General features: G+C 70.8%; 14 protein-coding genes. 6 read left to right on the forward strand and 8 right to left on the reverse strand.

All coding sequences use genetic code 11. The features are described 5' to 3' along the window. Positions 1-117: 117 nt before the first annotated feature. Entirely contained in the window at positions 118-600 is a 483-nt protein-coding gene (locus O7543_RS08630) for a type II toxin-antitoxin system PemK/MazF family toxin (protein WP_281554311.1), read from the reverse strand. Between the two features lie 278 nt (positions 601-878). Between O7543_RS08630 and O7543_RS08635 the strand changes: the two genes are divergently transcribed. From O7543_RS08635 to O7543_RS08655, 5 genes are read left to right on the forward strand one after another with little or no spacing between them, the layout of a single operon-like run. Then, entirely contained in the window at positions 879-2,456 is a 1,578-nt protein-coding gene (locus O7543_RS08635) for an ABC transporter substrate-binding protein (RefSeq protein WP_281554310.1), read from the forward strand. Between the two features lie 9 nt (positions 2,457-2,465). Next, positions 2,466-3,410, forward strand: coding sequence for an ABC transporter permease (locus tag O7543_RS08640; protein ID WP_281554309.1), 945 nt, complete (start codon positions 2,466-2,468; stop codon positions 3,408-3,410). Then, complete coding sequence (locus tag O7543_RS08645) at positions 3,407-4,267, forward strand: ABC transporter permease (protein ID WP_281554308.1); 861 nt, start codon at positions 3,407-3,409, stop codon at positions 4,265-4,267. The genes O7543_RS08640 and O7543_RS08645 overlap by 4 nt, the downstream gene beginning before the upstream one ends. Then, positions 4,264-5,286 (forward strand): ABC transporter ATP-binding protein, encoded by a 1,023-nt coding sequence (locus O7543_RS08650; protein ID WP_281554307.1) that lies wholly within the window; start codon positions 4,264-4,266, stop codon positions 5,284-5,286. Before O7543_RS08645 ends, O7543_RS08650 begins: the two co-directional genes overlap by 4 nt. Positions 5,287-5,341: 55 nt before the next feature. After that, positions 5,342-6,268, forward strand: a complete 927-nt coding sequence (locus tag O7543_RS08655; RefSeq protein ID WP_281555538.1) for an oligopeptide/dipeptide ABC transporter ATP-binding protein — start codon at positions 5,342-5,344, stop codon at positions 6,266-6,268. 1 nt (position 6,269) lies between these two features. Here O7543_RS08655 and O7543_RS08660 read toward each other — a convergent pair whose 3' ends face one another. Together O7543_RS08660 and O7543_RS08665 are read right to left on the reverse strand one after the other, a co-directional pair. Then, positions 6,270-6,470 carry a DUF397 domain-containing protein gene (locus O7543_RS08660; RefSeq protein WP_281554306.1) on the reverse strand — a complete coding sequence of 67 codons (201 nt, stop codon included), beginning with the start codon at positions 6,468-6,470 and terminating at the stop codon, positions 6,270-6,272. Beyond that, the gene (locus O7543_RS08665) at positions 6,457-7,314 is read right to left on the reverse strand and encodes a helix-turn-helix transcriptional regulator (RefSeq protein ID WP_281554305.1); all 858 of its coding nucleotides are present in this window, start codon (positions 7,312-7,314) and stop codon (positions 6,457-6,459) included. Before O7543_RS08665 ends, O7543_RS08660 begins: the two co-directional genes overlap by 14 nt. Positions 7,315-7,711: 397 nt before the next feature. Here O7543_RS08665 and O7543_RS08670 point away from each other — a divergent pair, with 397 nt between their 5' ends. Next, positions 7,712-8,140 carry a helix-turn-helix domain-containing protein gene (locus O7543_RS08670; RefSeq protein ID WP_281554304.1) on the forward strand — a complete coding sequence of 143 codons (429 nt, stop codon included), beginning with the start codon at positions 7,712-7,714 and terminating at the stop codon, positions 8,138-8,140. Between the two features lie 31 nt (positions 8,141-8,171). Here the strand turns inward: O7543_RS08670 and O7543_RS08675 are convergent, their stop codons facing one another. From O7543_RS08675 to O7543_RS08695, 5 genes are read right to left on the reverse strand one after another with little or no spacing between them, the layout of a single operon-like run. Beyond that, a complete protein-coding gene (locus O7543_RS08675; protein WP_281554303.1) occupies positions 8,172-9,344 on the reverse strand; it encodes an acyl-CoA dehydrogenase family protein in 1,173 nt (390 codons plus the stop codon). Beyond that, positions 9,334-10,131 carry a thioesterase family protein gene (locus O7543_RS08680; protein ID WP_281554302.1) on the reverse strand — a complete coding sequence of 266 codons (798 nt, stop codon included), beginning with the start codon at positions 10,129-10,131 and terminating at the stop codon, positions 9,334-9,336. The genes O7543_RS08675 and O7543_RS08680 overlap by 11 nt, the downstream gene beginning before the upstream one ends. Before the next feature lie 4 nt (positions 10,132-10,135). Next, the gene (locus O7543_RS08685) at positions 10,136-10,726 is read right to left on the reverse strand and encodes a hypothetical protein (RefSeq protein ID WP_281554301.1); all 591 of its coding nucleotides are present in this window, start codon (positions 10,724-10,726) and stop codon (positions 10,136-10,138) included. Continuing rightward, positions 10,723-11,583, reverse strand: a complete 861-nt coding sequence (locus O7543_RS08690) for a CoA ester lyase (RefSeq protein WP_281554300.1) — start codon at positions 11,581-11,583, stop codon at positions 10,723-10,725. Before O7543_RS08690 ends, O7543_RS08685 begins: the two co-directional genes overlap by 4 nt. Continuing rightward, entirely contained in the window at positions 11,583-12,740 is a 1,158-nt protein-coding gene (locus O7543_RS08695) for an acyl-CoA dehydrogenase family protein (RefSeq protein ID WP_281554299.1), read from the reverse strand. The genes O7543_RS08690 and O7543_RS08695 overlap by 1 nt, the downstream gene beginning before the upstream one ends. Positions 12,741-12,756 lie beyond the last annotated feature (16 nt).

Here is a 12,756-nt window from a genome sequence, read left to right on the forward strand (position 1 = left end):
ATCCGGCCAGCATGGCAACCGCCCGGTGGCGGGCAGGGCACGCTGTCGTGACGTGTCGGCGAACTGTCCCCGACGGCAATCTTCGTCGTCGCCGGCCACCGGCGGGCGGTGACCCGGTCAGGACCAGCCGTAACCGGCCCGCAACGCCTGGCACACCCGGTCGAACCGGCCCCGGTCGAGGATGGCACCCTCACGCCGGATGCTGTCCTCCCGCATGGTGAGCACCCGGTCGAGCCGGATCCAACTCGGCCGGCCGTCGTCACCCCAGGTGCCCAGCGACAGCCAGTGCCGCTGCCCGTCGCGGTCGGACTGGCTGGACAGCATCAGCCCGAACAGGGTACGGCTGCGCCGGCCCACCACCAGGACCGGGCGGTCCTTGCCCTGCCGGGGGTCCTCCTCGTACGACACCCAGGTCCAGACGATCTCGCCGGGATCGGCGTGCCCGTCCAGCTCGGGTGCGTACGACAGCTGTCGGCGCTGCAACGCGGCCACCTGCCGGCGCCGGGCCAGCTTTGCCGGTGTCGGGCTCCGTTGCGCCGGTACGCGTTGACCGGCCAGCCGGCCCACGGTCGCGGTGACGCCCTGCCACAGTCTTCCCACGACCGACGACCCTATCGTTACCTGTTACCACCGGCCCGCCCGGCGTGGCCACGGTCACCTGCGGACACGGTCACCTGCGGACGCAGTCACCTGCGGTCATCGAGTTGTGACCCCTGCAGCGATCGACTAGGGTCGGTGCACCGATCCGCAGCCAGTCGCGGCATCATCAGGCGGCACCACGCAGTTGGCGATGTGCACCAGCCCCGACGTGCACCATCCCGTCGACGCAACCCGGCCCGTCAAGCCCGTAACGGCGACAACGAGGTAGGAGACAGACGGTGAATCCCTCCCCAGCGTTCCCGTACCGGCGGCGATCCGCGCGTACCGCCCGGTCTGCCGTGCGCGCGACGAGCCTCGCCGCCGTCGCGGCGCTCGCGCTGGCCGGCTGCTCGGCCGGCGAGTCCCTGGAGACCGACGACGGGTCGGCCACCTCCGACGGCACGCTGGTGGTGGCCATCTCCAGCGAGCCGGACAGCCTCGACGTGCACGTCTCCACCGCGTCGCCCACCTTCCTGGTACTGGAGAACGTCTACGACACATTGGTGGAGCCGGCCCCCGACCTGAGCTTCCAACCCGCGCTGGCCACCGAGTGGGAGGTCAGCGAGGACCTGCTCACCTGGACCTTCCAGCTGCGCGACGGCGTCACCTGGCACAACGGGCGGGAGTTCACCGCCAGCGACGTGGTCGCCAGCTTCGAACGGATCACCGACGCGGAGACCGCAGCGAACGCCTGGCGGTTCGAAACCGTCGACGAGGTACGCGAGGTCGACGACCGTACGGTGGAGTTCGTCCTCAACCAGCCGACCCCCAACCTGCTGGCCAACATCGGCGGGTTCAAGGGGATGGCGATCGTCGCCCCCGAGCTGATCGACGGAGACGGACTGACCACCGACGCAATCGGCACCGGGCCGTTCCGGTTCGTCAGCTACACCCCCGGTGACCGGATCGTGCTGGAGGCCAACCCGGACTACTGGGGCGACGGACCGTACGTCGACCGGGTCGAGTTCCGGTTCGTCTCCGAGCCGACCACCGCGCTGACCAACCTGCGCACCGGTGCCGTGCACCTGACCAACAACGTGCCTGCCCAGGAGATCGCCACCCTGCGCGACGACCCCGATGTAGAGCTCGGCCAGCAGGCCAGCAACGACTACTGGTACTTCACCTGCAACTTCGACCGGGCGCCGTTCGACGACATCGACGTACGCCGGGCGCTGTCCTTCGCCATCGACCGGGAGCAGGTCGCCCAGGCCGCGTACTTCGACGCCGCCACACCGGTGCAGTCGGCGATGCCGCCGGGCAACTTCTGGGCCACCGACTACGCCCCGTTCAGCTACGACCCGGACCAGGCCCGCGAGCTGCTCGCCGAGGCCGGCGTGACCGACCTGAGCATGGACCTGATGCTCACCAACGAGTTCCCACACACTCTTGCGGCCGCCGAGGTGCTCGCCAGCCAGTGGGGCGACGTCGGCGTCGACGTCGAGATCCGCACCCTGGACTTCGCCAGCTGGCTCGACGAGCAGGGCGCCGGCAGCTACGACTGCTACGTCCTGGGCTGGTTGAACAACCTCGACGGCGAGTACGCCTACTACGGCCAGCACCACTCGACCGGCTCGTTCAACTTCCACGGGTACGCCAACCCGCAGGTGGACCAGCTGCTCGACCAGGCACGGGCCACCGTCGCCGACGCGGACCGCAAGCCGCTGTACGACCAGGCCGCCCGGTTCATCATCGACGACGTCAGCTACGGCTACCTCTACAGTCCACAGGCCTCGCTGGCCTGGGTGCCGCAGGTGTCCGGGGTCGAGATGCACCCCGACGGCAAGACCCGGCTGCGCACCGTACGGCTCGGCGGCTGAGCCGGCGCGATGGCGCGCTTCCTGCTGTGGCGGGCACTGCAGGCGGTGATCGCGATGCTCGGGGTGAGCGTCGCGGTGTTCCTCATCGTGCATCTGGTGCCCGGCGACCCGATCCGGCTGGCCCTGGGCACCCGCTTCGACGAAAGCCTGTACCAGGCGATGCGGGCCCGGGCCGGGCTGGACCAGCCGATCGTCGTCCAGTACTTCCGGTGGCTGGGCCGGGCGCTCACCGGTGACCTGGGGGTCAGCTTCCGCAGCGGTGAGCCGGTGACCCTGCTGCTGCTGGCCCGGCTCGGCCCGACCAGCCTGCTCGCCGGTGCCGCGCTGACCGTCGCGCTGGCGATCGCCCTGCCGCTGGGGATCGTCTCGGCGATGCGCTCCGGATCGCTGATCGACCGGCTCGCCACCGCGTTCAGCCAGCTCTGGGTCTCGGTGCCGGATTTCTGGAGCGGGATCATGTACATCCTGCTCTTCGCCCTGGTGCTGGGCTGGCTGCCGGCGTCGGGCTACGTGTCGCCGTTGGACGATCCGGTGCGGGCGCTGCGGCACCTGGTGCTGCCGGCGCTGACCGTCGGGCTGATCTCCGGCTCGGTGCTGACCCGGTTCGTCCGCTCGGCGGTGCTGGAGGCGCTGCACCAGGACTACGCGCGTACCGCCCGGGCCAAGGGGCTGTCCCGCTGGCAGACGGTTCGCCGGCACGTGCTGCCCAACGCCTGGATCCCGATCGTCACCGCAGTCGGCCTGCAGCTCGGCTTCCTGCTCGGCGGCGTCGTCATCGTCGAGGTGATCTTCGAGTGGCCGGGGCTGGGCCGGCTAGCGTACGACGCGGTGGTGCGCCGCGACTACAGCCTGTTGCAGGGCGCGGTGCTGGCCGTCGCGCTGATGTTCCTCGTCGTCAACTTCCTGGTGGACCTGCTCTACAGCTACCTCGACCCCCGGGTGCGCCACCGGTGACCCGCCGACTGTTCACCCTGCTGCTGGGCAACCGGCTGGCACTGGCCGGGCTGCTGGTGCTCACCGGGCTGGCCGTGGTCGCCGCGTTCGGTCCGTGGCTGGCCCCGTACGACCCGAACGCCATCGACGTGCCCGGCCGGTTGGCCGCACCGTCGCCCGCCCATCCGTTCGGCACCGACAACCTGGGCCGCGACGTGCTCAGCCGGGTGCTGGTCGGTGCCCGGGTGTCGCTGCAGGTGGGGATGGTCGCGGTCGGCATCTCGCTCGCCGCCGGGTTGGCGATCGGCCTGGTCGCCGGCTACTACGCGGGCGCGGCCGACGCGGTGCTGATGCGCACCATGGACGTCCTGTTCGCGTTCCCGGCGATCCTGCTCGCCATCGCCGTTCTGGCGATCCTCGGGCCCGGCATCACCAACGCGATGATCGCGATCGGCATCGTCTACACCCCGATCTTCGCCCGGATCGTGCGGGCCGCGACCATGGTCGCCACCACCCAGCTGTACGTTCTGGCGGCCCGCGCCGTCGGTGCCGGTGATCTGCGAATCCTCGTCCGGCACGTGCTGCCGAACATCGCCGCGCCGGTGATCGTGCAGACCTCGCTGAGCCTGGCCTTCGCCATCCTGGCCGAGGCGGCACTGTCGTTCCTCGGCCTCGGGGTGCAGCGCCCCGACCCGGCCTGGGGCCGGATGCTCGCCGAGGGCCGCGACTTCGTCAGCCTGGCCCCGTGGATGGGCATCTTCCCCGGCCTGGCGATCCTGCTGACCGTGTTGGCGTTCAACGTGGTCGGCGACGGGCTGCGCGACGCGCTCGACCCACGGCAGCGCTCCGTCATCGAGTCGAGAGGGCAGGGCGGATGAGCGGCGACCCGACGGGCGACGCCCCGGCCACCGGAGACCCGGTGCTGTCGGTACGCGACCTGACGGTGCGCATCGGCACCCGACGCGGCGTCGCCCGGGTGGTCAATGGGGTCAGCTACGACGTGCACGCCGGCGAGACCCTCGCCATCGTCGGCGAATCCGGTTCCGGCAAGACGGTCGCCGCGCTGGCGGTGATGGGGCTGCTCGACGAGCCGGCCCGGGTCGGTGGGCAGGCCCTGCTGGACGGCACCGACCTGCTGGCCCTCGACGAACGGCAGTTGCGCCGGGTCCGGGGCAACCAGATCGCGATGGTCTTCCAGGACCCGATGACGTCGCTGAATCCGGTAAAGACCATCGGGTCGCAGCTGGTCGAGCCGATCGTGCTGCACGGCCACGCCACCGGTGCCGCCGCCCGGGACCGGGCGGCCGACCTGCTCGACCAGGTCGGCCTGCCGGACGCCCGCCGCCGGCTCGACGACTACCCACACCAGTTCTCCGGCGGCATGCGCCAACGGGTCATGATCGCCATGGCGTTGGCCTGCGAGCCACGGGTGCTGCTCGCCGACGAGGCGACCACCGCGCTGGACGTCACCACCCAGGCACAGATCCTCGACGTCGTCGCCGGGCTGCAGCAACGGCTCGGGCTCGCCGTCGTGTGGATCACCCACGATCTCGGGGTGGTGGCCGGCATCGCCGACCGGGTCGCGGTGATGTACGCCGGCCGGATCCTGGAGGAGGCCGGCGTCGACAACCTGTACGCCGCACCCCGGCACCCGTACACCATCGGGTTGCTGTCGGCGGTGCCGCGCGTCGGCGTCGAGCGGCCACGTCGGCTGGCGACCATCGGCGGCCAGCCACCGGACCCGACGGCGTTGCCGCCCGGATGCGCGTTCCACCCGCGCTGCGGCTACCGGCACGACGAGCGGGCGGCCAGCGAGGTGCCGCCGCTGCGTACCGTTGCCGCCGGCGGGCACCGGGTGGCCTGCTTCTACGACGTACCGGCAGGCCAGGATGGCTGAGCATGGGCCGCTGCTGCGGGTGACCGACCTGCAGGTGCACTTTCCGCAGCGCGGCATGGGCCGGTCGGCCCAGCCGATTCGGGCCGTCGACGGGGTCAGTTTCGACATCGCCGCCGGCGAGACCCTCGGCCTGGTCGGCGAGTCCGGCTGCGGCAAGAGCACCACCGGGCTGGCGGTGCTGCGGCTGGTCGAGCCCACCTTCGGCACGGTCACCCTGGGCGACGTCGAGCTGACCGCGCTCGGTCTGCGCCGGATGCGGGCGATGCGCCGGCACCTGACGATGATCTTTCAGGATCCGTACGCCTCACTCGACCCACGGATGTCGGTCGGTGCGATCATCGCCGAGCCGTTGGACGTGCACGGCCTGCACAAGGGCGCGACGGCCCGCCGGCACCGGGTCGGTGAGCTGCTGGAACTGGTCGGCCTGGACCCCGACCACGCCAACCGGCATCCGCACGAGTTCTCCGGCGGGCAGCGCCAGCGCATCGGGATCGCCCGTGCGCTGGCCGGGGAGCCGGACCTGATCGTCGCCGACGAACCGATCGCCGCCCTGGACGTGTCGATCCAGGCGCAGATCATCAACCTGCTGGAGGACCTGCGCGACTCGCTCGGGCTGGCGTACCTGTTCGTCGCCCACGACCTGGCCGCCGTCGGGCACCTCAGCGACCGGATCGCGGTGATGTACCTGGGTCGGATCGTCGAGATCGCCGACCGGGCCACCCTGTTCACCCGGGCGGCCCACCCGTACACCCGGGCGCTGTTGTCGGCGGTGCCGGTGCCGGACCCGGTCGCCGAACGCTCCCGCCAGCGGATCATCCTGCAGGGCGCTGTCCCCTCCCCCGCCGATCCGCCGAGCGGCTGCCGGTTCCGGACCCGCTGCCCGGCCGCGTTCGACCGCTGCGCCGTCGACGATCCGGCCCTGACCGTACGCGGCGACGGTCACCTGGCCGCCTGCCATCTCGTCGACGAGCGTCGCGGTTGAGTCAGTCGGTCAAGTCGAACGCCCCGAGCTTCGCGCCACCGATGAACGCCTGCCACTCAACCTGTGTGAACGTCAGGATCGGCCCCTGCCCCCGGGCCTTGGTGTCCCTTACCCCGACAGCGTTCCCGCCCAGGTCAGCGACCTCCACACACGACCCGTTGTTGCCGGATCGACTGGACTTGAACCACTTAACCGAGTCCATCCTTTTTCTCCTGAATCAATCGGATCGACTCCCTGGGCGACAGCGCCAGGGAGAGCAGGTGATCGAACACGCCCGTGAGCCGCCGAATCTCCTCTGGCGACTCCAGGAACAATTCTCCCGCCAGGGTCTCAATGTAGCCAAGAGGCGGATCACCATCCACGAACGTCAGGACCTCGAACCCACCGTGCACGGCGAGGTGGGCACCGGCGGCGAGCGTCAGGACCTGCACGGTGACGTTGGGTAGCGCGGAGACCTTGATGAGGTGGTCCAGTTGCTCGCGACGAAGATTGACGTCGCCGACCTCCAACATCAACGACTGCTCCGTGATGGTCGCCTGCAGCCGAAGCGGCGGCTGGCGCAGCGTCAGCACCTCCTGACGCTTGAGACGCGCCTCGACACGCTGAACGATCTCCTCTTGGTCGGTCTCCCGACCGATGCGGATCACCGATTCGGCGTACGCGCGGGTCTGGATGAGCCCAGGGATGAGGGTCGGCTGGAACTGCCGAAGATCCGTAGCCTCAGCCTCGTAGGCGATGAACGTGGCGTAGCGGGCCGGCAGCGTGTTGAGCCGCTGCCACCAGCCCTGTTCCCGCACCTGCTCGGCCATGTTACGGAGCGCCAGCCCGTGCTCTTCGTCGTGTGGGACGCCGTAGGCGACGAGGATCTCCAGCACATCGCGCGGACGCGGCTTGATGTCGCCGGACTCGATACGGGCGATCCGCTGCTGCGAGCACTTGAGCAGCTTGGCCGCGTCTCCCTGCGTGAGACTGCGTGCCTCGCGTAGTCGCCGCAGCTCCCTGCCGAGACGGCGAGACCGAGGCGTCGGTGGAGTGAAACCGGCCATGCGTTGATCCTCCCTTATGCGCCACCAGCGAGTCCACGTAGGCATCGCGGCCTGACACTTGCCTACATCGTACGATGCTGCAACACTATCGGACAGTAGGCCGCGACGCAAAACGGCGACAGGTCGCACTCGTACGCATTTCTCGGCAGACGAGACAGGTGATCAAATGGACTCGGCCCTCGGGACGGTTACTTCTGAACAGATTCGCGAGGTGCAAAAATCGTTGGGTCGTCGACTAGCTCACTGGCGCAAGGCAGCCGGCATGACCCAGGCTGCCCTCGCCAAGCGGACCGCCTACTCCCGAAGTGCAGTAGCTAATGTAGAGATCGGCCGAGAATCAATACCCCGTAGCTTCTGGGAACGAGCCGATCGCGAACTTGGCGCCGGAGGAACGCTGGTGGATGCGTTCGACAAGCTCCACACCCTGGTCAACACGCTCCGGGCACATCGAACGTGGGCCGCCGAACAGGACAGACTGCGACGCCGTCAGGCAGCCGCGCCGACGTATCCGGCTGACGGATGGATGGCCAGTTCAGCCGGCTGTGAATGCGCGCTCACGATCGCTCGATGGGGCAGGCAGGAAGTTCTCGCGTTGAGAGAGGCATTGCGGCTCAGCGTCGAAGCGTTCGCCGAACGGATTCGCGTCGCCACTTCGACCGTCACCGCGTGGGAGGACCACAGGCAGCCCACGCAGCCCAGTCTGGCGATGCAGGCGGCTCTCGACGACCTACTCAAGATCGCCGATCAGGATGTCCGCACCCGCTTCACCAAGATCCTTCGGATGCCGCCAGCATCCAGCGACCTTCTTGACGCGCCTGAAGTCTGATCGCCAGGTAGTGAGGACTGTGCGTGCCTGGTCAGAGCAGGCGGGCCACCTCGTCGCGCATCACCTCGGTGGAGCCGCCGCCGATGGCCAGGAACCGCACGTCGCGGGCGATCCGCTCCACCGGTCCGTCCTGCACGAACCCGGCACCGCCGAGAAACTGCACCGCACTGTACGCGATCTCGTTGGCCAGCTCCGGCAGCTGTGACTTGAGCACGGCGGCGTACGCCCGCGTGTCGGCACCCCGGTCGGCCTGCGTGGCGGCGTGGTACAGCAGCGTCTTGCCGGCGGCGAGCCGGCCGACGAGGTCGGCGACCCGGTGCCGGATCGCCTGCTTGTCCCAGAGCACCCCGCCGTACGCGGGTCGGAGCCGCACCGAGGCCAGGACCGCGGCCAACGCCGCCTCGGCCAGCCCGACCGCCTGCGCGGCCAGGCAGAGCCGCTCGTGGTCGAGGCCGGCCATCATCAGCGCGAAGCCGTCTCCTTCGGCGCCGATCCGGGCGTACGCCGGCACCCGGCAGCCGGTGAGGACCAGTTCGCCGGTGTCGGAGCTGTGCCAGCCGGACTTGTCGAAGGTGCGCCCGTTGGCCAGGCCGGGGGTGTCTCGTTCGACGGCGAACAGCGACAGTCCGTGCCGACCGGGTCCGCCGGTGCGGGCCACGACGAGGAAGATCCCGGCGATGTTGGCGTTGGTGATGAACGTCTTGGTGCCGTCGAGCTGATAGCTGTCCCCGTTGCGGCGGGCCCGTACCGCCAGCCGGGTCAGGTCGGAGCTCGCGTCCGGTTCGGTCACCGCGAGCGCGGCGACGGTACGCCCGGCCAGGATCCCCGGCAGCCAACGGTCGATCTGCCCGGCCGTGCCGGCGCGCGCCAGGTGCAGCGCCGAGAAGTCGGTGTGGGTACCGACCGAGCTGGCCACCCCGCCGAAGGTGGACCGGGCCAGTTCCTCGTTGAACACCACCGCGCCCCGGACGCCGGCACCCCCGCCGCCGAGCTCCGGCGGAAACGACAACCCGAGCAGGCCGAGCTCACCGAGGCGGGCGAAGGCTGCGGGTGGCACCCGCCGTTGCCGTTCCCAGTCGGGCGCGGCGGGCACGATGTCGCGGGTGACCACCTGGCGGGTGAGGGTGCGCAGCGCCCGATGCTCCTCCGCGAGAAACGTGGCGTCCAGGTCGAGGCCGGCGAGGATCCGGTTGTCACCGGCCATCGGCGGCTCCCGGCGACGCGGCGTCGGCCTGCACCCGGTCGGGGCGCGGATCCCGCCACTGGATCGCCCGACCTTGACGGAGCTGGGCGATCGGGTTACCGGCCCGGTCGTGCAGTGTCGACTCGTCGACGCAGAAGCCGGCCGTCGACCAGACCGTCCGGTTGGTCACGTGGTGCCATTGGCCGGCGACGTCACCGAGGTCGGGGGCGAAGTGGATGGTGAAGTCCACCGAGGGCACGAAGTGCGGCGGCTCGGCCAGGGCGAACAGCCCCGGCGGCAGCGCGTCGAGGTAGACCGAGGCGACGGCGTGCGGGCCGAGCGTCTCACCCAGATCGGTCTGCGGCGAGATGCGGACCCAGGCGGCGGTGCCGTCGGTGAGGCTCGGCGGGCCGGCGGCCCGCACGTCCAGTTGGGCGCTGTAGGCCAGCGGCCGGTGCCGGGGCGCGTACGCCGGCAACTGCTCGGGGTCGCCCCACGGTGCCGGATCCTCGCGACGACGCCAGCTGAACTCCTGCCCGACCGGCACCAGGGACGCCAGCGCATGCACCCGGGCCCGGCCCTGCTGGGCCAGGGTGATCCGCAGGCTGGCGGTGGACCGGCCCCGGTGCAGCGTCTCGGTGATCAGCTCCACCGGACCGGGGCGCACCCCGGCCACGAAGTGCATGGTGACGGCCTGCGGGGCGAAGCCGTCGACGCTGTCGGCGGCCTCGACGACCCGGCCGAGGACGAAGCCGCCGAAGATGCCCTGCATGCCGAGCCACCGCTGGGTGAAGACCGGAGCGCCCATCCGGCTACTTCTCCACTCGGACGTAGTCGCCCGGCCGTGGTGCCGGTCCGGTGCCGAGTCGCCGCCAGCCGGACAGGTCGGCGCTGACCACGTCCCCGGTGGCCCCGCCGGGGATCTGATCGCCGGGCGTCCAGATGGCACCGGGCAGGTCCGGCAGTGCGGCTCCCGGTCCGAGGTGGACGGTTTCGGCGACCGGCGCGGCACCGGCGGGCAGCGCGTCGGCGGGATGGAACACCGCCGGGCCGCCGAACCAGGCGAGCACGGTGGCACCGCCGGGTGCCGTCATCCGGGTCCGGACCGCGCCGGCCGGGATGTAGGTCAGGTCGCCACGCCGGTAGGTGGCGTCACCGAGGTGCAGCTCCCCGGCGAGCACGACGAACTCCTCGTCGACAAGGTAGCCGCCAGCGACGTCGCGGGAGAAACCGGGCGGGAAGTGGCCGTGCACGACGAACGCCCCCGACCGGGAGGCCAGCCGGGTGAGGTGGAAACCGAGGTTGGCACCGGGCATCGGCACCTCCTGCCACGGATGCCGCGCCGCGGTCAGGTCGACCTGCTCCGGCCGTGGAGCGCGTGGGGCACGGTTGCCGCCGCTCATCCCAGGCCCGCCCGTTCGGCCAGGGTCAGCGTACGGCGGGCGCCACGCAGCACCGCCGCGTCGACCAGCCGGCCGGCCGCGTCCAGCATCACGCCAGTGCCGTCGGCGGTGGCCGCCTCGAGCAGGGCGATGGTGTCGCGGGCCGCCCGGATCTCGGCGGCCGTCGGCGTGTAGACGTGATGCACCACCGGCAGCTGGTTCGGGTGGATGCAGGCCCGGCCGACGAAGCCCTGCCGGCGCAGCCGGCGGGTCGAGGCGTCCAGCGCCGCCTCGTCGGCGGTGATCCGGGAAACCGGGCCGACCGGCGGGTGGATGCCGGCGGCGGCGCTGGCCACCACGACCTGGCTGCGGGTCGGGGCGAGTTCGGCGTCGTCGGCGCCCGGTTCCAGGCCGAGTTCGCCGGCCAGGTCGACCTCACCGAGCTGCAGCTGGTACACCCGGGGCTGCCGGGCGATGGCCGCGATGTCGAGCAGCGCGGCGGCGGTCTCCACCATCGGCATCAGCAGCGTGTCGTGGTCGGCGGCGTCGGCGAGCACCCGGGCGGCGGCAGCGACCTCGCTGGCAGTGCCGACCTTGGCCAGTACCACGCCGGTGAGCCCCGGCTGGCCGGCGACGGCCCGTAGGTCCGTGTCGCGCAGCGGGCCGGAGTTGACCCGTACCCAGATCGGCAGGTCGCCGGGTCCGGCGGTGAGCCAGCCGACGACGGCCTCGCGGGCGGCGGCCTTGCCGGCCAGCGGCACCGCGTCCTCCAGGTCGACGATCAGCGCGTCGGCGCCGCGCCGCGCCGCCTTGGCCAGCTTGTCGGCGGCGTGGCCGGGCACGTACAGGTAGGACCGGGGGGGCACCGGGTCGCCCATCAGACGGTCACCTCGCCACGTACGAGGGCCTTCGCCACGACGGTACGCAGCACATCGTTGGTGCCTTCGCCGATGCTCATCAGGATCGCGTCGCGGTACAGCCGCTCCACTTCGAACTCGGTCGAGTAGCCGTAACCTCCGTGGATCTTCATCGCGTCGATGGCGGCCTCCAGGGCGACCTCCGAGCAGAAGATCTTCGCCATGCCGGTCTGCGCGTCGGCGCGACCCTGGCGGACCGCGTCGGCCGACCAGTACGCCATCAGCCGGGCCGCCTGCACCTGGGTCGCGATGGTGGCGAGCTTGAGCTGGATGGCCTGGAACTCGGCGATGTGCTTGCCGAACGCCTTACGTTGGCGGGCGTAACCGAGGGCCTCCTCGTGGGCCCGCTGGGCGATGCCGACCGACCGGGCGGCGATGTTGACCCGGCCCCATTCCAGGGCGGACAGCGCCTGCTTGAGACCGATCCCTTCGACGCCGCCGAGCAGCCGGTCGGCGGGCACCCGGACGTCGTCGAGCAGGATCTCGCAGGACTCGGTGCCCTTGTAGCCGAGTTTGGGGATGTCCTTGGTGACGGTGAAGCCGGGCAGGTCGGCGTCGATCAGCAGGATGCTCATGCCCTTGTGTGCCGGGCTGGCCTGCGGGTCGGTCTTGACCAGGACCGGCAGCGGGTCGGCGTACCGGGCATTGGTGATCCAGATCTTGGTGCCGTTGACCACGTAGTGGTCGCCGTCGCGGCGGGCGGTGGTGCGGATGCCCTGCAGGTCGGTGCCGGCGTCGGGTTCGGTCAGCCCGATGCCGGTGCGCCGTTCACCGGTGGCCAGAGCGGGCAGGTACGCCTGCTTCTGCTCCTCGGTGCCGTGCATGGCGATCATGCGGCAGGCCAGCGAGTGGCTGCCGAGGATGCCGGCGATGCCCATCCAGCCCCGGGAGATCTCCTCGAAGACCAGGGCGAACGACACCGGATCGAGGTCGAGGCCGCCGTAGGACTCGGGGACGGTGACGCCGAACAGGCCCATGTCGGCCATGCCTTTGACGATCTCCGTCGGGTAGCGGCCGGTCTGCTCCCATTCCCGGGCCACCGGGATTATCTCGCGGTCCACGAAGGAGCGCAGCAGCTGCTGGAACTCGCGCTGTTCCTCGGTGAGGGTGAAGTCCATCGGGGTCTCCTGGGTG

Source organism: Solwaraspora sp. WMMA2080, assembly GCF_027497395.1.
In the GTDB taxonomy this organism is placed as follows: domain Bacteria; phylum Actinomycetota; class Actinomycetes; order Mycobacteriales; family Micromonosporaceae; genus Micromonospora_E.